The organism is Sporosarcina sp. AD_1 (genome assembly GCF_057373025.1).
In genome coordinates, this window is record NZ_JBPVIR010000001.1 from 594,811 (window position 1) to 616,562 (window position 21,752).

Annotated in this window: 22 protein-coding genes and 1 other annotated feature; of the genes, 5 read left to right on the forward strand and 17 right to left on the reverse strand. The window is 46.5% G+C overall.

All coding sequences use genetic code 11. The features are described 5' to 3' along the window. Positions 1 to 70 precede the first annotated feature (70 nt). From pepF to ACSW3C_RS02965, 5 genes are all read right to left on the reverse strand, one after another. On the reverse strand, positions 71 to 1,891 hold the full coding sequence (gene pepF, locus ACSW3C_RS02945; RefSeq protein ID WP_486560794.1) for an oligoendopeptidase F: 1,821 nt from the start codon (positions 1,889 to 1,891) through the stop codon (positions 71 to 73). A gap of 57 nt (positions 1,892 to 1,948) precedes the next feature. After that, entirely contained in the window at positions 1,949 to 3,088 is a 1,140-nt protein-coding gene (locus ACSW3C_RS02950) for a competence protein CoiA (protein ID WP_486560795.1), read from the reverse strand. Positions 3,089 to 3,210: 122 nt separating this feature from the next. Further along, positions 3,211 to 3,864: an adaptor protein MecA gene (gene mecA / locus ACSW3C_RS02955; RefSeq protein ID WP_486560796.1), complete on the reverse strand. Its 654-nt coding sequence runs from the start codon at positions 3,862 to 3,864 to the stop codon at positions 3,211 to 3,213. Between the two features lie 305 nt (positions 3,865 to 4,169). Further along, positions 4,170 to 4,568 carry a transcriptional regulator SpxA gene (spxA, locus tag ACSW3C_RS02960; protein WP_060206922.1) on the reverse strand — a complete coding sequence of 133 codons (399 nt, stop codon included), beginning with the start codon at positions 4,566 to 4,568 and terminating at the stop codon, positions 4,170 to 4,172. Between the two features lie 555 nt (positions 4,569 to 5,123). Continuing rightward, positions 5,124 to 6,326 (reverse strand): putative glycoside hydrolase, encoded by a 1,203-nt coding sequence (locus ACSW3C_RS02965; RefSeq protein WP_486560797.1) that lies wholly within the window; start codon positions 6,324 to 6,326, stop codon positions 5,124 to 5,126. Positions 6,327 to 6,510: 184 nt separating this feature from the next. Beyond that, positions 6,511 to 6,736: a binding site (T-box leader), on the forward strand. Between the two features lie 45 nt (positions 6,737 to 6,781). Between ACSW3C_RS02965 and trpS the strand changes: the two genes are divergently transcribed. Continuing rightward, positions 6,782 to 7,780 carry a tryptophan--tRNA ligase gene (gene trpS, locus ACSW3C_RS02970; RefSeq protein ID WP_486560798.1) on the forward strand — a complete coding sequence of 333 codons (999 nt, stop codon included), beginning with the start codon at positions 6,782 to 6,784 and terminating at the stop codon, positions 7,778 to 7,780. Here the strand turns inward: trpS and ACSW3C_RS02975 are convergent. Beyond that, a complete protein-coding gene (locus ACSW3C_RS02975; protein WP_486560887.1) occupies positions 7,725 to 7,883 on the reverse strand; it encodes a hypothetical protein in 159 nt (52 codons plus the stop codon). The genes trpS and ACSW3C_RS02975 overlap by 56 nt on opposite strands. A gap of 223 nt (positions 7,884 to 8,106) precedes the next feature. On the opposite strand from ACSW3C_RS02975, the gene ACSW3C_RS02980 reads away from it, so the two are divergent. After that, entirely contained in the window at positions 8,107 to 8,394 is a 288-nt protein-coding gene (locus ACSW3C_RS02980) for a hypothetical protein (protein WP_486560799.1), read from the forward strand. 11 nt (positions 8,395 to 8,405) lie between these two features. Here the strand turns inward: ACSW3C_RS02980 and ACSW3C_RS02985 are convergent, their stop codons facing one another. From ACSW3C_RS02985 to ACSW3C_RS02995, 3 genes are all read right to left on the reverse strand, one after another. Further along, on the reverse strand, positions 8,406 to 8,654 hold the full coding sequence (locus ACSW3C_RS02985; protein ID WP_486560800.1) for a hypothetical protein: 249 nt from the start codon (positions 8,652 to 8,654) through the stop codon (positions 8,406 to 8,408). Between the two features lie 220 nt (positions 8,655 to 8,874). Further along, positions 8,875 to 10,110 carry a beta-ketoacyl-ACP synthase II gene (fabF, locus tag ACSW3C_RS02990; protein ID WP_486560801.1) on the reverse strand — a complete coding sequence of 412 codons (1,236 nt, stop codon included), beginning with the start codon at positions 10,108 to 10,110 and terminating at the stop codon, positions 8,875 to 8,877. A 65-nt stretch (positions 10,111 to 10,175) separates the two neighbouring features. Beyond that, complete coding sequence (locus ACSW3C_RS02995; protein ID WP_486560803.1) at positions 10,176 to 11,108, reverse strand: beta-ketoacyl-ACP synthase III; 933 nt, start codon at positions 11,106 to 11,108, stop codon at positions 10,176 to 10,178. Between the two features lie 187 nt (positions 11,109 to 11,295). Here ACSW3C_RS02995 and ACSW3C_RS03000 point away from each other — a divergent pair, with 187 nt between their 5' ends. Continuing rightward, the gene (locus ACSW3C_RS03000; RefSeq protein WP_486560804.1) at positions 11,296 to 11,484 is read left to right on the forward strand and encodes a DUF2929 family protein; all 189 of its coding nucleotides are present in this window, start codon (positions 11,296 to 11,298) and stop codon (positions 11,482 to 11,484) included. Between the two features lie 46 nt (positions 11,485 to 11,530). Here the strand turns inward: ACSW3C_RS03000 and ACSW3C_RS03005 are convergent, their stop codons facing one another. The 4 genes from ACSW3C_RS03005 to ACSW3C_RS03020 form a co-directional block, all read right to left on the reverse strand. Beyond that, positions 11,531 to 13,672, reverse strand: a complete 2,142-nt coding sequence (locus ACSW3C_RS03005; RefSeq protein WP_486560805.1) for an ATP-dependent Clp protease ATP-binding subunit — start codon at positions 13,670 to 13,672, stop codon at positions 11,531 to 11,533. A gap of 147 nt (positions 13,673 to 13,819) precedes the next feature. Beyond that, positions 13,820 to 14,299 (reverse strand): ribonuclease E activity regulator RraA, encoded by a 480-nt coding sequence (gene rraA, locus ACSW3C_RS03010; protein WP_486560807.1) that lies wholly within the window; start codon positions 14,297 to 14,299, stop codon positions 13,820 to 13,822. Between the two features lie 77 nt (positions 14,300 to 14,376). Continuing rightward, positions 14,377 to 14,685: a metal-sulfur cluster assembly factor gene (locus ACSW3C_RS03015; RefSeq protein WP_486560808.1), complete on the reverse strand. Its 309-nt coding sequence runs from the start codon at positions 14,683 to 14,685 to the stop codon at positions 14,377 to 14,379. Positions 14,686 to 14,723: 38 nt separating this feature from the next. After that, positions 14,724 to 15,497 (reverse strand): prolyl oligopeptidase family serine peptidase, encoded by a 774-nt coding sequence (locus tag ACSW3C_RS03020; RefSeq protein WP_486560809.1) that lies wholly within the window; start codon positions 15,495 to 15,497, stop codon positions 14,724 to 14,726. A 207-nt stretch (positions 15,498 to 15,704) separates the two neighbouring features. Here ACSW3C_RS03020 and ACSW3C_RS03025 point away from each other — a divergent pair, with 207 nt between their 5' ends. Then, a complete protein-coding gene (locus ACSW3C_RS03025) occupies positions 15,705 to 16,514 on the forward strand; it encodes a Cof-type HAD-IIB family hydrolase (protein WP_486560810.1) in 810 nt (269 codons plus the stop codon). A 54-nt stretch (positions 16,515 to 16,568) separates the two neighbouring features. Further along, entirely contained in the window at positions 16,569 to 17,423 is an 855-nt protein-coding gene (locus tag ACSW3C_RS03030; RefSeq protein WP_486560811.1) for a DegV family protein, read from the forward strand. 54 nt (positions 17,424 to 17,477) lie between these two features. Here ACSW3C_RS03030 and ACSW3C_RS03035 read toward each other — a convergent pair whose 3' ends face one another. From ACSW3C_RS03035 to ACSW3C_RS03050, 4 genes are all read right to left on the reverse strand, one after another. Next, positions 17,478 to 18,923: an alpha-amylase family glycosyl hydrolase gene (locus ACSW3C_RS03035; protein ID WP_486560813.1), complete on the reverse strand. Its 1,446-nt coding sequence runs from the start codon at positions 18,921 to 18,923 to the stop codon at positions 17,478 to 17,480. A 12-nt stretch (positions 18,924 to 18,935) separates the two neighbouring features. Then, complete coding sequence (locus ACSW3C_RS03040; protein ID WP_486560814.1) at positions 18,936 to 19,898, reverse strand: hypothetical protein; 963 nt, start codon at positions 19,896 to 19,898, stop codon at positions 18,936 to 18,938. 470 nt (positions 19,899 to 20,368) lie between these two features. Then, positions 20,369 to 20,743 carry a YisL family protein gene (locus tag ACSW3C_RS03045; RefSeq protein WP_486560816.1) on the reverse strand — a complete coding sequence of 125 codons (375 nt, stop codon included), beginning with the start codon at positions 20,741 to 20,743 and terminating at the stop codon, positions 20,369 to 20,371. A 74-nt stretch (positions 20,744 to 20,817) separates the two neighbouring features. Further along, positions 20,818 to 21,717, reverse strand: coding sequence for a fumarylacetoacetate hydrolase family protein (locus ACSW3C_RS03050; RefSeq protein WP_486560817.1), 900 nt, complete (start codon positions 21,715 to 21,717; stop codon positions 20,818 to 20,820). Between the last annotated feature and the right edge of the window lie 35 nt (positions 21,718 to 21,752).

A 21,752-nucleotide genomic window follows, 5' to 3' on the forward strand; every position in this document is an offset into this window, starting at 1 on the left:
TCGCATGGAATTTTGACTAACGGAAATGAAAAAGCGACGGAGCAAAGTCCCCGCCGCTTCTCAACTTGATTTATTGTTTATTCAACAGTTCTTCCAACTCGTTCAAGCGTTCTTCAAATACGCTGCAAGCTTCCTCGATTGGTGCAGTGCTTGTCATATCAACGCCCGCTTTTTTCAATACTTCAATTGGATAGTCGGATGATCCGGCTTTCAGGAAGTGATTGATGTAACGATCTACAGCTGGCTGGCCTTCTGTCAGGATCTGATGGCTCAATGCGACTGCCGCACTGAATCCAGTCGCATATTGATAAACATAGTAATTGTAGTAGAAATGCGGAATTCTCGCCCATTCAAGACCGATTTCCTTATCTTCTGCCACCGCTTCCCCGAAGTACTTCTGGTTTAGCGCAAAATATTCTTCCGTTAATTTGTCTGCTGTGAGGGCCACACCTTGTTGATCCAGCTGGTGAATCAAATGCTCAAACTCCGCAAACATAGTCTGACGGAAAACAGTTGAGCGGAATCCATCTAGCCAATGATTGAGCAAGTAAATCCGTTTCTGCTCATCATCGATCGTTTTCAGTAGATGGTCATTCAACAGGGCTTCATTCACAGTGGAAGCGACTTCCGCCACAAAAATGGAATAGCCGCTGTAAATGAATGGCTGTGTTTTCCGGGAATAATAGCTGTGTACACTATGGCCGAACTCATGAGCCAGTGTAAACATATTGTCCACGTTATCCTGCCAGTTCATGAGAATATACGGGTTTGTGCCGTAAGCGCCTGAAGAATAAGCTCCTGAACGCTTTCCTTTGTTTTCACGGACATCGACCCAGCGATTATCCAAGCCTTCTCTAACGATGGACTTGTACTCTTCGCCAAGCGGATGGAAACTTTCGAGCATCGTTTCTTTTGCTTCCTCATAAGGGATTTTCATCTCCACATCTTTTACTAACGGTGTGAACATGTCCCACATATGAAGCTCGCTGACATCCATTACTTTCTTCCGCAATGCGACATAACGATGAAGCAATCCAAGATTTTTGTTAATTGTAGATACGAGGTTCTCGTACACTTGCTCTGGAATATGGTTTGTCGATAGGGCTGCCTGACGCGCTGAGTCATATTTGCGGATTCGTGCATTGACATTGTGGCTCTTTACATTGCCTGCCAGCGTAGAAGCAAACGTATTTTTAAACTCGCCGTATTTGCCATACATCGCCTTAAACGCTTCTTCCCGAACACGTGGATCCGTGCTCTCCAAGAAACGGATATAACGGCCATGTGACAGCTCGACTTCCTCCCCTTTTTCATCTTTGATCATCGGGAACGTCAAATCCGCATTATTCAACAGGCTGAATGTTTCGGAAGAGCTTGACGTCACTTCACTCATTTGAGCAAGCAATGCTTCTTGGTCGGCAGGAAGCACATGAGGACGGTACGCATTCAATTCCTCAATTTCATGTTTGTAGATACGGAGATTGTCGTTCTCTTCCACCATTTTGTTCAACTGATCTTCCGGAATGGCAAGCAGTTCAGGCATGAAATAAGAAAGCGCTGTCGACACCTTTACATATAGTGATTTGGCGCGGCTCTCCATTGCTTGATAAAAGCTATTTGTCGTATCTTGATCGCCTTTCAGATGAGAATACGTGTATAGCTTGCGCATTTTTTCAGCAAGCGTATCCCGATAAGAAAGCGCTTCGAATAAAGCTTCAGGACCATTCTCTAACGTTCCTTGGAATGAACCTGCCTTCTCAAGAAAAGACTCAATTTCTTTGAACTCTGCTTCCCATGCCTCATCAGTCGGAAAGATGTCTTCCAAACGCCATGTTTCTTCCACTTTCACTTCGTCACGAGTTAATACCTTATTAGTAGTTTCAGCTGTCATTTTGTTTCCTCCTTCTCGCCTTTCTTCGGAAAGCGAATCAATTTCATTCTCTCAATTTCATACGTGCTTTGCAAGAAATCTTTCTGAAATTAAACGCAAAATCTTATTTTCACCAAGTTCTACATGCTTCTGAAAAGAGTGTATGCCATTTTCCATTAATAATGCGAAATACATGCGACAAGCGCTGATCTGTTCCTCTAGGTCTCCTCCAAAACGCCTGCAGAAACGCTCAAGCTGATCGGCAGTCACTTCATGGAATGCCAAGCCATTTTGCGCAAGGTCGTAGAGAAGGCATAGCTGCCATTCACAATCATGGACACGGAATGCTCTTTTCGTCTGAACTGGCACTCCGATCCAATCAGGCAGGAAAACAGGGGGAATCCGAAGTTCATAGCAGCAGCGCAGAAATGGATTATGGATTCCTTGCCGATTGTATTGGATTCGTGAGCGGATATAGTGTTCCCGAAGCTGTACGTAGTAAGACAAGTACTCCGTGAGCATCAAAGGGGCCGGGGATTTCGGCATGGCAAATGGATAACATTGATAAGCGATCGGCAATTTCGTGTGAATCCCGATGTACCGCTGTCCATCAACGGGCAACAAATTGCTGTAATAATGGAATGTTTGAGTATACGTATTGTAGGTGAGGAGAAATGGATGTTCATGATAGGGGGTCATAAAGAATTGTTCCTCGAACTTGGAAAAACGGAATACGTTAACGCCTAGCGGCAGCTTGCTGAATTTTGCCGGGGTATGCAAAATCCAGATGGGTTCCATGCCGGCTTTCTGATAACCTTTCGTTCGTTCTTTCATCAGCGCCTGGGAAATGCGGCTGCATTGGAATTCAATCGGGGTGCTGGTCTCCAAATGCTGAACGAGCAAATCTGGTCGTTGTGACAACACAGGCAGTAATGGCTCCATCACCACTTGCAGATCAAGGTCGCATAAAAAGCGGTACAGCTGCTGTTTGCCGTTTAAATGTTCTGCAGACTCCCCCTCTGAAAAAGCGCTCGTGCAATGGGCATCCTGCATATGCGCGAAATGGGGAATCACAATGTCTCCTACTTTCATTTGCAAAGCAGACCCGCACTCGGGGCAGAAGAACCGTTCGGAAGCACGAAGTTGTTTCAACTGGCTGCGGGGCATGTCAGGGGAAAGAATGAAGAGCTGCCCGTTTCCAGTTCTGGCTGATAACATAGTCACTCCCTCCTTCCCCTCTATCATAAGAAGCTTGCTGGCGATTTGCAAGGAAAGCCAATGGCTCAAGGTTATGGAAAAGTCCATAAAAAAAAGACCGCAGCTGGGCGGTCTTATCATAATTATCCAAAATAAGTCTGAATCGTCTCAAATACATCCGATTCCATAATTACGTGCCCATACTCCTCTAGTCGATGGATCGTCACGTTCGAGAGAGCACCATGCTCCGTCATCACACTGCAAAAATCGGTCTTGCGTGCATCATCGGAATCCTCGTCGTACTCGACGTAGAGATAGTATTTCTCTTCGAATTGATAAAGAGAGGTGTGGACCGTGTAATTGGAAAGTTCTCTTGACATGGAGATCAGTTCTTCAAAGTCGGTAAAAACGAACATATCGGACGTCCACTCCTCCGGCTCATCATTCACTTCATCCGGCCGGGTATCTGCCTTGCCAAAGATCGCAGAATCCTGTTGGAACATTTTTCTCGGGTCATCCATTCCAAACGGCATTTCCATGTCATCTCCATCAGCCGGCATTTGAGCACGAGTAACAGTGACTTCAATTCCATTGTTCATCGCATGGACTTGGATCCATAGAGGACCTTCGATCTCAAACTCAGTCTCATCGTTGATTTCGTCCATCATTTCCCAGAACAACTCTTCACTTTTGTCCCGGTTATACCAAACTTCCTCTCGGGTGAAACCGCGCTCTTCAATGTCAATATATGATAAGTAGAACTTTACGGTGTTTTCATTTATACGTTCTATTTCCATCCCTTTTCTCTCCCTTCCCTAAAACCGGCAGATGCCCGTTTTGTTTTATTTGCACTAAACCTGCAATGCTTATTCTTACTATATGACCGTCCGGCAGGATATGAAAGGGTTCACCTAGGACGTATATTAAATTCATTTCAATGGAACGGGAGGCAAGCGTCAAATTGCCCGATCCGCACGTAATAACATATGATTACTAGCATTGTAGAGAACATCCGCCAAGAAAGCAAGGAAAAATCAAAAAGCTGATAGGTATTGGCGAGATGCCCTCGATTCCCTATCAGCTTCACCCTATATCTCGATCATTAGTTTACCATACGCCGCGCTTCAAGCAGCTGATAGGCTCTTACTTTTCTAGGTAGGAAGCGACGAATCTCATCTTCATTGTACCCTACCTGTAGCCTTTTTTCATCTAGGATGATCGGTCTTCTCAAAAGTCCTGGATGTTCTTGAATCAATTCATACAATCTTTGCAACGGCAGACTTTCCACATCGACATTCAACTTTTGGAAAATTTTCGAACGTGTTGAGATAATCTCGTCTGTTCCGTCTTCCGTCATACGAAGGATTTGTTTAATCTCATCTATATTCAAAGGTTCCGAAAAGATGTTACGCTCTGAATATGGAATCTCATGTTCCTCCAACCATGCTTTCGCTTTTCTGCATGATGTGCAACTTGGTGAAGTAAATAATGTAACTCCCATTCGCTGACACTTCCTTTCAGTCGGCTTGCTATATTGGATAAATCACTTTTATATTAGAATCATTTTAAAGTACTTTCCATACTACCCATTATACACGTATTCATATTGAATGAATACACTTTTAGAAAAAAATTTGAAACACCTTTTGAGTATGTCACATTTCCGCAATATTAGTGGGGTTTGCAACTCCTTTATGTATATGAAATGACCGCTACTTCTGTTATACCCGTTGCTCTAAATTGTTAAACATCATTTTGTCAAATTATCTCCTTTCTCATTTAGGCTGATAAAAATGAAAAATAGATGTTCATATTTATAGTACGATTATGGACGAGGTAAAGTTTCATTAAACCATAAATATTGAAATATTATTTGTGATTTTCGGAGGCAGCGATACTATTTAGATGGAACGTTTTAATAATTCCCCTATTGAGAACTGGAAGAGAACGGCCTGACCATAGAAAAGAGGCTCAACCTGTTAAGTTGAAACAGGTTGGGCCTCTTGGATCATGTTGGGAATATTCCTATTCAAATGTCGTTCCTTTCGCGTCTTACTCATGGTGTATAATCGACATTTTCCGTATACGTATTGCCTGCATTCCATAATAAAAATTCATGGATGCCGTTATCTTGCAGCGCTTTGATTTGCGCCTCTACTTCCTTCTTGCCGTACTTCAAATAATTACCACTTCCGAGCCAAGAGGCTGTGAAATCCTGCAGCCACGGGCGGGAAACCGGAGGGGTCTCGAGCTCTCCCAGCTTCTTATTTTCGACTTTCGCATAGGCATCGACCAGCTCATACGGCTCCAAGTCCGGTTTCGCGATGCCAAAATAGGAAGTCCAGTGGCTCGGATAAATCATCGAAGAGATGATATCCACATTCTCCGAGATTTTCGAGAAGTTCTGTCCAATGCCAGGTGCCTCAGGCAATGTCGCCGAGTATCCAAAAATATCGACAGAAACATCTACACCATAAGGCTCCAATTGTTTTCTCGCATAGGCAACGAAATCCGTTACCGCCTCAACCCTCCGCTGTACCGGGTCGAGCTCAGAATTCTCATAGTCTCCTAAAGAATACTTCAATACATCATGCCGTTTTTCAAATCCTTCGGGAAAACGGACGTAGTCAAACTGGATCTCCTGGAATCCCATTTTGGCGGCTTCAATGGCAATTTCCACATTGTAATCCCATACTTCTTTCATAAAGGGATTCACAAAAGAGTCCCCTCGCCTGTTTTCCCAGACAGCTTCTCCGTCCATAAACGACAGCTCTGGCTGTTTTGCAACAAGAACACTATCTTTAAATACGACAACCCGTGCAATCGGGTAAATCTTTTTCTCTTCCAATGTTTTCAGCATCGCTTGCGGGTCTTTAATATAAGGCTTGCCAATGTCTAATTGCTTCAGCGGAGAATCCTCTGCTGGTATATACGTGAGATTACCCAGGTCATCTTTAATGTCGATGACCATGGCATTCAATTCCGTTTGTTCAATTAAATTGATGAGACGCTCAAAACGGGCTCCACCCGCAGAATGCCCCGTCACATAAATGCCCCGGACAGCATCCGGATACTCAAACGTCAAACCGGATTGATATGTAAATAACGGTGATTGTAATACAAAAGCTTCATCAATCGAATCAAAACCATATGTACGTGTCGTCAAATCCGTGGATTTCTGATCCTCGGCATACGCGCTTGCGGGGAACCCCATGGCGGCCGTCAGCAAGAAGGCGCATCCCCATTTCATCAATTTCATCGGCTCTCATCCTTCCTATCTTCATATCTTAGCAAACTGACTAGTAGAACGGTATCAAAAACTGTATATTCCCGAAAATCCATGTCGAAAAACCTCTGATGGTCCGGTTTGGACGATTCCCCTGTTGCATTTCATAAAAGGTCGTATTATAATCATTGGAAATGAAGCGCACGAGCGCAGAAAATGAAAAGCGATGACGGAGAGAGTACTCTTGCATTGGTCTTCCAGAGAGTCTGTGGATGGTGAAAACAGACGGCCGGCCTAGAGGAAGTGGACTCCCGAGCTTATTTTGTGAAAAGGTTGTCTGTTTAACCTCGTAGCAAAGTACGTCTCACCACGTTACGGTGCTTGAGAGGCCTTCGGGCAATTCGGGTGGTACCACGGTTGATCACACATCAGTCGTCCCTTTTTTTAGGGATGGCTGATGTTTTTTTATTTTCAAGGAGGAGAAGAAGATGACTACCATTTTTTCAGGCGTACAACCGACCGGAACGGTCACATTAGGGAACTATATCGGGGCCTTCAGACAATTTGTGGAGCTTCAACATACGAACGACTGTCTGTTTTGCATCGTCGATCAGCACGCCATTACCGTCCAGCAGGAGCCGGATGAGCTGGCCAAAACAATCCGTTCCCTTGCCGCAATCTATATCGCTAGTGGAATCGATCCAAAGAAAGCGACTTTGTTTATCCAATCGGAGGTGCCCGCTCATGCACAGGCCGGCTGGATGATGCAGTGCATTTCCTATATCGGAGAATTGGAACGGATGACACAGTTCAAAGACAAATCTGCCGGTAAAGAAGGCGTTTCTTCTGGTTTATTGACATACCCGCCACTGATGGCAGCGGATATCCTGCTGTATAACACAGATATCGTACCGGTAGGCGATGACCAGAAGCAGCATGTCGAGCTGACACGGAATCTGGCAGAACGTTTCAATAGCCGCTACGGTGAAGTTCTCACGATCCCCGACTTGCGCACACCGAAAAACGGTGCCCGCATCAAGTCCCTTCAAGATCCATTGAAGAAAATGAGCAAATCCGACCCGAATAAAAAAGGGACGATTTCTATTTTGGACACACCAAAAGACATCGAAAAGAAAATTAAAAGTGCAGTAACCGACTCGGACGGCATCGTAAAATTCGATGTAGAAAACAAACCAGGCGTATCCAACTTGCTTGTCATTGAATCTTCCTTAAGCGGAATTTCGATCCAAGACTTGGAGACAAAATACGAAGGCGCGGGATATGGCGCATTTAAAGCAGGAGTGGCGGAAGCCGTCATTCAGCATTTAGCCCCGATTCAGGAAAGATACGAAGAACTTCTCGCCTCTCCATTGCTCGACCAATACTTAGATGAAGGCGCGGAAAAAGCGAACGCTATCGCAACAGCTACCCTCAATAAGATGGAGGCGGCGATGGGGCTCGGACGTAAACGGTCAAGATCAAAATAATTGTTGCTACTATGAAAATGAGAAAGTCTGTAGTGGATATGATGAATAGCATGACTTGTTTCCATTCGTAGCCCAGGGTGACATAGTTCAAGTAAAAAATCATATGCGTCACTGTGATGACTATGAGTCCATAACTGATAAGAAAGAAGAAGATACGTGTCACTGATCATCGCCCTTTAACGTTTCTTCTATACTATGTACAAGAAGCCCCCTTTTAGACGAAGGGGGTTCTTTTTGCATTTATTGTGAATGGCAAGGGACGTTGATTTAGTAAGTTCAGAGGGAATTGATCGACTTCCGGAGAATTTAGGTAGAAGGTCGACCTGGTGAGTGAACCGGGGGTGGAATATACGAGCGGTAAGCGAAGAGATACGAGCGGTTGTCAGGAAGATATGAGAGGTTGGCGATACGATACGAGCGGTCATGAAGATATACGAGCACTTCCTGAAATATACGAGCGGTCGCGGGAATATACGAGAGGTTACACAAATTATACGAGCGGTTGGTGGAATACAAACACAATAACGTTAAAGAACAATATCTTCAAAACCCCTATGAGCGCTCCCCCGGGAATAAAAAAAGAGCTGCTATGCAACTCCATGTTCCAGCGGTAGTTGGACACTGCTCAAAATGCGTCTGCAACAGTAGAGATAAGAACTACTGAAATACCTACAGTGAAGATAAGCCACAACATATTTCGTGTTTTCTTATATTCGCGGAATCCCATTATTATTAGCATTACACTCAAAAGTAATAAAACCACAGGCAGCAAGCTATAATTTTCCGTTATTCTGGAGTAAAGACCCATTGAGATTACAAGTAACGCAAAAATCATTTGAAACCACATCAACATATCATACTTTTTTTCTTTCATTTCACACCTCCCACTACTAAACTATCATCAATAAAGCCATTTTCCAGTTAAGTCCATAGAAATTCAAGAAGTTTTTTCAGGTACGCTTCTTTCTCTATCTTTTCTTCATTCGAATTACGGCTTTTGAGCCTGCTTCTTCACCCACTCTTTCGTAGTCCTTACATTTCCCCTTACAATAAACATCAAAAAACCGGCGATTCCAAATCGCCGGCAGTTCATCTTATATCTTTTTAAATACGAGTGATGCATTGTGTCCGCCGAAGCCGAGGGAGTTACTCATGGCGTATTCGACGTCAGCTTTGCGTGCTTCATTTACGACGTAGTCCAAATCACATTCCGGATCTGGCGTTTCGTAGTTGGTTGTTGGAGGCAAGATGCCTTCCTGCAACGCTTTAACTGTGAAAATCGCTTCCAATCCACCAGCTGCTCCGAGGAGATGGCCAGTCATCGACTTTGTTGAACTGATAGCGAGTTTGTATGCATGTTCGCCAAATACTGTTTTCGCAGCAATTGTTTCAAATAAGTCATTGTATGGCGTGCTTGTGCCGTGCGCGTTAATGTAGCCGACTTGATCTGGACGGATGCCCGCTTCGTCAAGTGCCTGCTTCATCGCGCGGGCTGCGCCTTCCCCTTCTGGTGCCGGAGCTGTAATATGGTGGGCGTCTCCCGTAGAGCCATAGCCTACAATTTCCGCGTAGATTTTCGCTCCGCGTTTGACCGCATGCTCGTACTCCTCAAGGATGAGGATGCCCGCTCCTTCGCCGATTACGAATCCGTCACGGTTTTTATCGAACGGACGGGATGCTGTTGCTGGGTCTGGATTCAATGAAAGTGCTGTGTTGGCACAGAATCCCGCGACTGCCATCGTTGTGATCGGCGCTTCCGTACCGCCAGTGATCATTACGTCAGCATCACCGCGCTTAATAACTTCAAACGCATCGCCAATGGAGTTTGTTCCGGATGCACACGCCGTCACTGTACATGAGTTGATGCCTCTTGCTCCAAAATGGATGGATACTTGGCCGGACGCCATATCCGGAATCATCATCGGGACGAAGAATGGGCTGACCCGGCGATATCCTTTTTCCTGGAACGTTTTGAATTGTTGTTCATGCGTTTCCATGCCGCCGATGCCCGAACCGATCCAGACGCCTGCACGCGGTGCCAGTTCCTCATCTATTTCCAATTCGGCATCTTTCATTGCCATGATGGATGCTGCCAATGCATAATGCGTGAAACGGTCCATTTTACGAGCGTCTTTCCGAGGGATGTATTCCTCGATATCGAAATCTTTAACTTCTGCTGCCACTTTTACCGGGAACTGTTCGCTATCCAGCCTCGTTAAAGGACCGATGCCGGATTTTCCGTTGATTACTGCTTCCCAAGAAGCTTCCGCTGTATTTCCAACCGGCGATATCGCGCCGACTCCTGTCACTACTACACGTCTCGTTTCCATCGTTCCAACTCCTCTTCTCAGTTACATTACTCTCATTCCTACCAACAGTATAACGGAGAGTCCGTTTATTTACCCCATTTTATACAAAGGGCGCCCCACGTCAAGCCGCCACCAAATCCAACAAGCACGATAATATCGTCGTCCTTCACTCTGCCTTCCGCCAAATCATCATATAGCGAAATCGGAATGGAGGCCGCTGATGTATTTCCGTATTTATGCACACTCTTCGACATTTTTTCAATCGGCAAGCCTAAACGCTCACGGGATGCTTCCATGATTCGGATATTCGCTTGATGCGGAATCAAATAATCAACATCTTCTTTTTCCAAGCCAGCTTTCTCGATAACACTGACAGCCGATTCGCCCATTTGACGGACCGCAAATTTAAACACTTCCCGGCCGTTCATAACAATGTATTGATCTTGATAAAGGTGATTGCCGCCTCTTCCGTCCGCACCGAGCTCGTATGAGAGGATTCCGCGTCCTTCAGAGACTTCACTGATGACCGCAGCGCCGGCTCCGTCACCAAATAGGACGGCCGTATTCCGGTCTTCCCAATCTGTGATCTTCGACAGCTTTTCAACTCCAACTACGAGGACATGCTTATACGTTCCCGCTTCCACGAAATGTTTGGCCGTCACGACACCATACATGAAACCTGCGCACGCAGCCGACAGATCCATTGCCGCGGCATTTACACAGCCAAGACGATCTTGAATCATCGTAGCTACGGAAGGAAACGGGCGGTCTGGCGTAACAGTCGCCACTAGGATCATCCCGATATCTTCCGGCTTCAAGCCAGCGTTTTGAATTGCTTCTTCCGCAGCAGCAAAAGCCATGTCAGATGTGTCCATATCATCTGTAGCAATCCGTCTTTCTTCAATTCCAGTCCGTGTCCGGATCCATTCATCCGTTGTATCCATCCGTTTTTCCAAGTCCGCATTCGTAACTACTTGCGAAGGGACACATTTACCGATTCCAATTAACCCTGCACCCATCTTTGCATACCCCGTTCCTTGTCATCTATTATTAGTACCTGGTATCAATTATAAATTATGAGCTATCATTTTTCAATATGCTGACACATTTCATTGATGAATCGCTTTCCAGCCGACAAAGTTGTTTCCCCTTTTAAATGGCTATGGTATGATGGACAATGATATTGGTACGCAGAGGTGAATTTTGATGAAATATATTATGACTTTTGTATGGTCTTTTCTTCTCGTCACGATGTTGAACTATGTAACTGGTTCGATTGCCGACATCCAAGGCTTTGATTTCATGGGCGGCGTCATCGTATCAGCAGTTCTTAGTATCGTAGTGATAGCCATTTCGGCAATTATTCCGGACGAGCCGGTTGCAGATCATTCATGACAAAAAAGGAGCCATCCTGGTTAAACTACCTGGATGGCTCCTTATTTTATTCTTTATTGATCTTTAATTTTCCATCATCCATTGAGAGATGAAGCTTTTCTCCTTCTCGCAAGTCCCCTTTGATGACTTCCTTCGCGACAAGCGTCTCCACATGCCGCTGGATGAACCGCTTCAATGGACGTGCGCCAAAGTCTGCATCTGTCCCTTCCTTGACAATCCAGTCAATAACCGATTCGTCATAGTCAAGCTCCACTTCTTGCGCATGCAGCCACTTAACGAGATCTTCAAGCAGTTTTTTCGCAATCAATCCGAATGCGTCGCCGGATAATGAATGGAAGATAATGATATCATCCATCCGGTTCAGCAGTTCCGGCTTGAAGTGACGCCGCAATTCCGCCATGACCAAATCTTCTGCAGCATGATCCGCTGAATCGAAATGGCCATCCAGCAGATAAGCCGAACCAATATTAGAGGTCATGATGACGACTGTATTCGTGAAATGAACGAGCCGCCCTTGGCTGTCCGTAATGCGTCCATCATCCAAAATTTGAAGCAGGATGTTCGAAACATCGGGATGCGCCTTCTCAATCTCATCCAGCAAGACAACCGAATACGGATTGCGCCGAACTGCCTCTGTCAATTGGCCTCCTTCTTCATAGCCGATATAGCCGGGAGGTGCCCCGACAAGGCGGGAAACGCTATGCTTTTCCATGTACTCGGACATGTCAATCCGGATGAAATGGTCTTCGGAATCAAATAATGTCGCAGCCAGCGTCTTCGCGAGCTCTGTCTTACCGACGCCCGTCGGTCCGAGGAACAAGAATGAGCCAATTGGTTTATTCGGATCTTTAATGCCTGCTCGGGCACGCCATACAGCTTCCGTTACGAGCTGAACCGCATCATCCTGTCCAATAACGCGTTCCTCCAATGTTTCGCGGAGACGAAGAAGCTTCTCCCGTTCGCCTTCAACGAGCTTTGTCACCGGAATCCCTGTCCAGCGGGCGACAATCGTCGCGATTTCATCTTCCGTCACTTCTTCACGGAGCAAGCGATTGTCCGGGCTTCCCGCAAGCGGTGTCTCTAGTTCCTTTAACTCTTGCTCCAGTGCAGGAATTTTACCGTATTGCAGTTCAGCGGCTTTATTTAAATCAAAACGATTTTGCGCGTCTTCCAATTCACGGCGGTAGCGATCCAGCTCTTCCCGTTTCTCCTGGATATTGCGCAACGTTTCTTTTTCTTTATTCCATTGCTCCCGCATACCCGCGGACGATTCCTTCAAGTCCTTCAGCTCATCACGAAGTGCTTCCAGCCGCGTCTGGCTGATTGCATCCTTTTCCTTCCGGAGTGCCTGCTCTTCAATTTCAAGCTGCATAATGCGTCGTGTCACCGAATCCAGCTCCTGTGGCATGGAGTCGATTTCGGTACGGATCATCGCACTCGCTTCGTCCATCAGGTCAATGGCCTTGTCCGGCATGAAACGGTCTGTCAAATAGCGGTCGGATAAAGTCGCCGCTGCTACAAGCGCCCGGTCGTGTATCCGCACGCCGTGATGCAGTTCAAAGCGTTCCTTTAGCCCACGCAAAATGGAAATCGTATCTTCCACAGACGGTTCGCGCACAAGCACTTGCTGGAACCGGCGCTCAAGCGCTGGATCCTTCTCAATATACATCCGGTATTCATCCAGTGTTGTGGCGCCGATGCAGTGAAGCTCACCTCGTGCAAGCATCGGCTTCAGCATATTGCCCGCATCCATTGCGCCATCCGTCTTGCCGGCACCGACAATCGTATGGATTTCATCAATGAAGAGGATAATTTCCCCTTCACTATCCTTCACTTGTTTCAAAACGCCTTTCAAGCGTTCCTCAAATTCACCGCGATATTTCGCTCCGGCAATTAGGGCGCTCATATCCAGTTCGTAAATTTGGCGATCCTTCAGCCCTTCCGGTACATCCCCTTTTACAATACGCTGGGCAAGACCTTCGACTATCGCAGTCTTCCCGACTCCCGGCTCCCCGATCAGAACCGGATTATTTTTCGTTTTTCTCGATAAAATCCGGACGACATTGCGAATTTCCTCGTCCCGACCGATAACAGGGTCCATTTTTCCGTTCTTTACTTCATCAACCAGATTGCGGCCGAATTGTTCAAGCGGTGTGCGTTGATCTTCCTGTACGCCATCCATTCTCATTAGCAATCACCTCTACAGTTTGACTTTGACTATCTTTGATTAATTAAATTATAGGATGAAAGTGACACAAAGTAAAGTATTTTGCACCCGGTCTCCACTGTTCTCCTACCCGTAGAGGATGCCGTGAAACATGGAAGTCGGCTGAACTCATTTGACCAAATTTCGGCTTGCAATCAAAACGCCGTCCTCATCGGCATAGACAAAATGACCTGGGATCCAGTCCACTTCTCCAAACTGGAGCGTGACGTCCCGGTCCCCTTTTCCTTCCTTATTGCTCCGGATCGGATTTGTCCCAATTGCCAATATGCCCACATCCAGCTGCGCCAAGTCAGCACTGTCCCGGACGCAGCCGTTAACAATGATTCCGGCTAGCTTACGAGTTTGCGCAATGGCTCCGAGCCGGTCCCCGAGCAGCGCACAGCGGGCTGAGCCGCCTCCATCGACTACGAGCAGACTTCCTTCAGGAATTGATTCCAATGCTTGCTCCACCAGCACGTTGTCCTCAAGCACCTTCACCGTTTCGATAGGTCCGAAAAATGCCTTGCGTGCTCCATAGGATCGAAACGGAACGGTGCAAAGTGTTAGTTCATTTCCATGTGCATCATGTAAATCAGCTGTTTTGATCATAACGATTCACTCCTTTTTGGGTTATAAAAAAAGGCTGCATGACCTACACAAGTCATCCAGCCTTCACATGTTGAATATTATCGGACCCCTAGCGCCATCTTCGCGTAACGGGACATTTTATCCCTAGACCAAGGCGGGTTCCATACGATATTGACATTGACATCCTTCACTTCCGGAAGCTCCGCCAATTCTTGTTTAATGTTCGAAACGATTTGCGGCCCTAATGGACAGCCCATGGAAGTCAGCGTCATCGTTACCTCAGCTGTTCCCTCTTCGTCCAAATTCACGTCATAGACAAGGCCTAAATTGACGATATCGACACCCAGCTCCGGATCGATTACGTTTTCCAGGGCTCCGTAGAGGCTCCCTTTCATTTCTTCATCCATTCGAATTCTCCTCTCCGACCAGTAGTATTCCCATCATATCAAAGGTTCGACTCGTCATTCAAATATCTTGCGAACCAGGCGCACGCTTCCAGCATGCCGCTTCTCGAAACAGCGTGTCCCGCGGACGTATCTGTCGTAAAGGTAAAACGTTCCGGGGCAGAGGCATAATCTGCTTTTGCTGCATTGAAGAAATGATAGGTTGGCTCGTAAGGCACGACTGTATCCTTCTTCCCGTGCCAAAAATGAACCGGCCGGCCGTTTAACCGGTCACGCTGCCGGGTGAGATCGAAAAACGCAAGCGTATCCAGCAACGATTTTCGCTCCTGAGAAGTGATCGGCAGCTTAAATCCTCTCCGTTCGAATTCGGACATTTGAGCTTTTGCCAGTTCCACAAATCCTGGCGCTCCCATCATGACCGCGGCTACATCAATCCACTCATATACAGCAAGGCATCCAAGCGTCGTAATACCGCCCATGGACGTGCCGCCTACACCGATCCGCTCCACACCTCTTGCTGAAAGTTCTTCATGCAGGATTTTCATTTCTTCAATTGAAGTTAAAACGATTTCCCAAAATCGCAAGCTCAGTTGAACCTCATCCAGTGGTTCACTGCGCACCCCATGCAAATGGGCTTCCGGCAATAAAACCTGAAAACCTTCTTTCGCCATATTAAAGGCATAGTGAAGATTATGCTCTTTCGCACTTGTAAAACCGTGCAGGAAAATGATCGCAGGCTTTTGCTGCCCCTCGTTTCCCTCTTCTTCAATATGTAATAAGGGGATGCCTCCCCACGCTTCTTCTTTGATTCTCATGCACAGCACCTTCTGACTTTTTATAAAAGCGTACCAAAGTTTTTCTGAAAAAACAAAAGGTAGCCACTCAAGACGGTTACTTTTGACTTGCTCCGGTAACTAAGGGTAGTATGAAGGAAATCATGTCCGAAAGTGTAAGGATTAAAATTGGACAATAGGTGAAATACAATTAGGTAGAAGAATTGTTCATTCGTAGGAGGAGTTGCATTGAAGCCGCATTTGATCGTACTAGATTTAGATGGAACATTATTAACCGATGAAAAGGTCATTTCTGAAAAAACCGCACATACATTGAAACAAGCAAGGGAACAAGGTCATCAAGTGATGATAGCGACGGGCAGACCGTACCGTGCAAGTGAAATTTATTACAAACAGCTAGATTTGATCACACCGATCGTCAATTTTAACGGCGCTTTCGTCCATCACCCAAAGGATGTAAAATGGAAGACAATCCATGAAACCATTTCCTTGCCTATCGTGCGAGATGTGATCGATGCCATGCAGGATTTTGCTATCCATAATATCATCGCGGAAGTGATGGATGATGTGTATTTGGAGAAACATGATGCGAAGCTGCTGGACATTTTAAGTTTCGGTGATCCCGTCATTAAGGAAGGGGATATACGTACATCATTGAAGGATGACCCGACAAGTTTGCTTATCCAAGCGGACAGCAAAACAGTCGAGCCGATCCGCAAGCATTTGGCGGAAGTCCATGCAGAAGTCATTGACCACCGAAGATGGGGCGCACCATGGGATGTTGTTGAAATCGTCCGCCATGGTTTGAATAAAGCAGTCGGTATTTCCCATGTTTCGAAATGGCTCGACATTCCTCGTGACCGGATCATTGCATTCGGAGATGAAGATAACGACTTGGAAATGATTGATTACGCAGGAGTCGGAGTCGCCATGGGCAATGGCATTGATCGGCTGAAATCCATCGCGAATGAAGTGACACTGACGAATAATGAAGATGGAATCGCCGAGTTTTTGAAGGATAGACTGCACTTGGCATAGAACTTAATATAGAGAAAAGAAGTACTAGCGAACGTACTATAGGGAGGAAATCGTATGCGAATTTTTGCTGATAGTGGCTGTGATTTGCCGAAATCTTATTTTGAGAAGAACAATGTCACACTCTTGCCTCTTCGTGTGCTCATTGATGATCAAGAGTATGACGATATTATTGAAATTGATTCGAAAGAAATTTATACCGCGATCCGCAGCGGAAAACACCCGAAGACATCCCAGGCATCCCCTGAGCTGTTCCTCAACGCATGGAAGGAACTGGCCGCTTCCGGTGAAGATGGCCTTTATATCGCCTTTTCATCTGAGTTGTCCGGAACATATAATACGGGCGTCATGATGAAAGACCAAGTGAAAGAGACCAATCCAAGCATGAATCTTGTCGTCATTGATTCCCGATGCGCATCGCTCGGCTATGGCCTTCTTGTGAAAGAGGCAGTCCGGCTCCGCGACAAAGGAGAAGATGTCCGGACGATCGAGCGAAAAATCCGTTCGATGGCTGCTCATATGGAGCACTTATTTACTGTGGAGGATTTGGACTACCTTGCAAAAGGCGGACGGGTATCCAAAGCGAGCGCCTTTATTGGCGGCTTATTAAACATTAAACCGTTGCTGCATGTCGAAAATGGACGGCTGGTGCCGCTTGAAAAACACCGCGGCCGCAAAAAAGTTCTGAAACGGCTCACCGACCTTATGGCAGAACGCGGCGATCATTTATCGAAACAGACCATTGCCATCAGCCACGGGGATGACGAAGAAGCGGCGCTGCAAGTGAAGGCAGCTATTGAAGAACTCTTCCGCCCTGTCAAAGTCGAAGTGCATATGATCGGCTCTGCGATCGGTGCACATGCAGGACCGGGAACAATCGCCGTCTTTTTCTTGAATAAGTTGAATGGATAATAAAAAAGAACGTCCCCGCTTACGGAATGGCTCCGTTACGAGGGCGTTCTTTTATTATTTTTGTTTCGCGTCTTCTCTCCGACGTTCTCTTCCTTTTTTAATGACAAGGAATAGGAAGCCAAGGAATAAGACATATACGAGAATAGAGGCAATTAAATAAGGAGTATTAAAACCTTTATCTTCATCGGCAATGTAGATTTCTTCTGTTTCACGGTCCAGCACGACACGGAAAAAGCCGTCGTCCGACTCCCGGATCAAATCGCTGTCGAGTATGCCTCGTAGCTTTTTATCTTTACCGAACGTTTCCGCAGGAATAGCTACATTCGCTGTCTTGTCCGTATTGTTGATGGCAATTAACCACGTTTCATCTTCAGAAGAGCGGGTGTATACAAGGAACCCATTTTCGTTATGCAAAATCTTGAAATCTCCAGTGCGGAGCGCTTCGGATTGATTGCGCAAGCCGTTCAAATCGGCAATGCGATCTTTCAATTCCATGTCCGTTTTAAAGTTCATCAACGGATGACTTTCAGGCGCTTCTTTCCCGTTCACTGCGATTTCCGTACCATATGGCATAATCGGCGTGCCCGGCATCGTGAACAACGCTGTGGCAGCCAACTTCCAGCGGGTCGGCGGGAACATTCGCTTCTCCACGATATCATACGTGAAACGGGATCCGATCAAATCATCGAATTGGACAGGCTCATTATGCGGATCATTTGAAAACTGCGACAGAACCGAAGTATCCGGATTCACTTCGATGAACGACTGGCGCAAAGCCTCCGTCCTCTCTGAATTCGGCTTCAAGTCAAACTCCGCATCACTCACTTCATGCGATAGGACATAGGCACCTGAATTCTTCTCTTTCACGGACTTGATGACGTCATTCAAATAATCCGTACTGAATCCTTCCAGCTTCGTCAGACGGATGCCGTCCAATTTGTATGTAGATACAAAATCGATAACCGCTTGTTTCAACTCCTTTTGAACGGCAGGATCTTGAGCATCCCAACGCACAACGCCTTCCCCGGCTGGTGTTGACTTCAACTTGCCTTCTTTTACCCAAACATGATTTTCACTTACTTCCCCTAAAGGAAAATCAGCGATCACCTTCAACTTCTTTTTATGAATTTCATCGACGAGGGCTTGAAGTTCTTCCTCTGTCCCAAAGTGCGGTTCGATTTTCCCGTAATCCAGCACCCGGCTTCCATCGTACGTCTCCATCGAAAAAACAGGTCCGATTGACACAATGGTGAATCCCATATCCAAAATATGCTGCAAACGGGTGGCCACACCTTCAAAATCTCCCCCATTAAACGCATACGGATCGAGCGGGTTGACACCTTTATCATTCGTTTGACTGGCATCATTATACCGGTCCACTAATAAGTCATATATACTTTCATCCGCCATGGACCCTTTGGCCTGCACAGTGGCAGGCAACAGAAGAGCCAAGACCATGGATGCAATTCCCAACCTTCCGAACCATTGTTTTACTCTCACAAAAAAGCCTCCTCAACACGAGCTATCTCTCGCCATTTTACCAAACCGTCCAACCGCCCGCCATCCTTTGAAATGAATATCGAAAATTCCAACTTGAAATGGGGCTAAATTGTGAAAAATGGTGGTTGTCTTTTTTGCCGAGTGCTCGTATCTTCCCGCTAATCTCTCGTATTTCTCTGGCAACCGCTCGGATCGGTCCACGAACCTCTCGTATTTCTCCGCAACCGCTCGGATCGTATCGCGAACCTCTCGTATTTCCCTGGCAACCGCTCGTATCTTCCTGCGCACCTCTCGTATCTCTCTAGCAACCGCTCGGATCTCTCTAGCAACGCTCGTATCTTCCTGCGAACCTCTCGTATCTCGCTGGCAACCGCTCGTATCCGTCCCCGAACCACTCGTATTTCCCTGGCAACCGCTCGTATCTTCCTGCGTACCTCTCGTATTTCTCTGCAACCGCTCGTATCCTCCTGCGAACCTCTCGTATCTTCCTGGCAACCGCTCGTTTTGGTCTGCGAACCTCTCGTATTTCCCTGGCAACCGCTCGGATCGTCCTGCGAACCTCTCGTATTTCTCTGGCAACCGCTCGGATCTGTCCGCGAACTTCTCGTATCTTCCTGGCAATCGCTCGTATCCTTCTGTGAACCTCTCGTATTTCTCCGCAACCGCTCGTATCGTATCGCGAACCTCTCGTATTTCCCTGGCAACCGCTCGTATAGTCCCGCGCACCTCCCGTATCTCTCTAGCAACCGCTCGTATCTCTCTAGCAACGCTCGTATCTTCCTGCGAACCTCTCGTATCTTCCTGGCAACCGCTCGTATCCTCCTGCGAACCTCTCGTATCTTCCTGGCAACCGCTCGTATCCTCCTGCGAACCTCTCGTATCTTCCTGGCAACCGCTCGTATTGGTCTGCGAACCTCTCGTATTTCTCCGCAACCGCTCGTATCGTATCGCGAACCTCTCGTATTTCTCTGGCAACCTCTCGTATCTTCCTGGCAACCGCTCGTATTGGTCTGCGAACCGCTCGTATCGTCCTGCAAACCTCTCGTATTTCTGCGCAACCGCTCGTATCAGTCCGCGAACCTCTCGTATCTCCCAGGCAACCGCTCGTATAACCGAATAAGTCCTCGTATCTTCCCGCCTACCACTCGTATATCAAAATAAGTCCTCATATCCTCCTACAAGACTACTCCATTACACTTCCTCGACACCCCCTCCCCTAAATAAACACGAAAAAACCGGAAATCGATTTGATTTCCGGTTGGTTTCAATGGGTTATCCCTTATTCATCATCAAATTGCGAGTCGCGTCGCCTTTTGTATGTGATGACGACTGATATGGCGAAGAGGGCCATGAGCAAAAGGATGACAGCGAAGAAAAGCATTCCTGATCCGATGGCCATCCTGATCCCCTCTTTCCCGTTTCATGTTAAGCAGACTTTGATGTTCTTAGAAAAGTTCCCAGCCCATTGGCAATTTGAAGCCCATGAACATAGTGGCAAATAGGAAGACAAAGAACAATACCCAGAAGAGTGTAACGCTCTTGCCTTTTTTCGAACGGACTAAGACCATTTCCATCATGCCGATTGTCAGAAGTCCGAGAAGGAATTTGATGCCATATTGGGCACCCATTCCGTAGTTCATTGATTTCGTGAACAACATGACGCCTGAGAATAAAATAAGCACGTAAAACAATCTTGCAATCATATGGGCAATTTTCTTACCCTTTGTACCATTCGCCAGCACTGCCGCCACTAGGAAGACAATAATACCGACTACCCACGTGAAAATATGAAAATGGGTTGTGTTTGATAAAAAATCCAAATTAATTCACCTCAACTATAGTCAATCTCCAATTATCCTATCATAGATGGGACAATTCGTGATAGAAAATGGACTTAGACGAACTGGTTGACGAGAGTTCCGATGCCTTCGATTGAGATTTTCACGACATCGCCTCGTCTTAAAAATGCAGGCGGGTTCATTCCTTTTCCAACCCCTGCAGGCGTTCCTGTCAGAATGACATCACCCGGCTCCAGCGTGACATACTTGGAGATTTCCGAAATGAGTTCATCGATTTTGAAGATCATGTCGGATGTGTTGCCGTTCTGGCGCACTTCGTCGTTTACTTTTGTCGCGACTGTTAAGTGCTGGGCGTTCGGTATTTCATCTTTCGTCACAATATACGGTCCCATCGGACATGAGCCATCCAAGCTTTTGCCAAGGAAAAACTGTTTGTGGGCGGTTTGGATATCACGGGCGGTGATATCGTTCGCAATCGTATAGCCGAAGATGTAATCATAAGCGAGCTGCTTTTGAATATTTCGTCCCTTTTTGCCGATCACGATTGCCAATTCTCCTTCATAATCTAGCTGGTCTGTTACGTCGTCATGAATTGGCAAGTCTTGTTCGTCCGCCGCAATTGAAGTTGGCGATTTTGTGAAAATCATTAATTTTTCAGGCGGTGCATCCGTGCCCATTTCTGCCACGTGATCTGCATAGTTTTTCCCTACGCATAGTACGTTTTTCGGCGTCCGTGGAATCGGAGACAGCCATTCGATTGCTGTAAAGGCATGTTTGAACCGCTCGGGTGACTCATCTTTCCCTGCCTGCTCAACCAGTTTGCGGACCTTTTCCACGAAGTCCAAGCCAAGCGCAATCCCATCGATAATCGTCTTTGGAAAGTCGGTTTCCCCATATGACTCGGCGATTGCCAAGACATCCCAAACTGCTTCTTCCTTCTTTACTTTCGGACCAAACTTAACTTTTCCATCATGTTGGAACGATAACAATTTCATTGTGTATGCCCATCCTTCCGTCCTATGTCAAAACT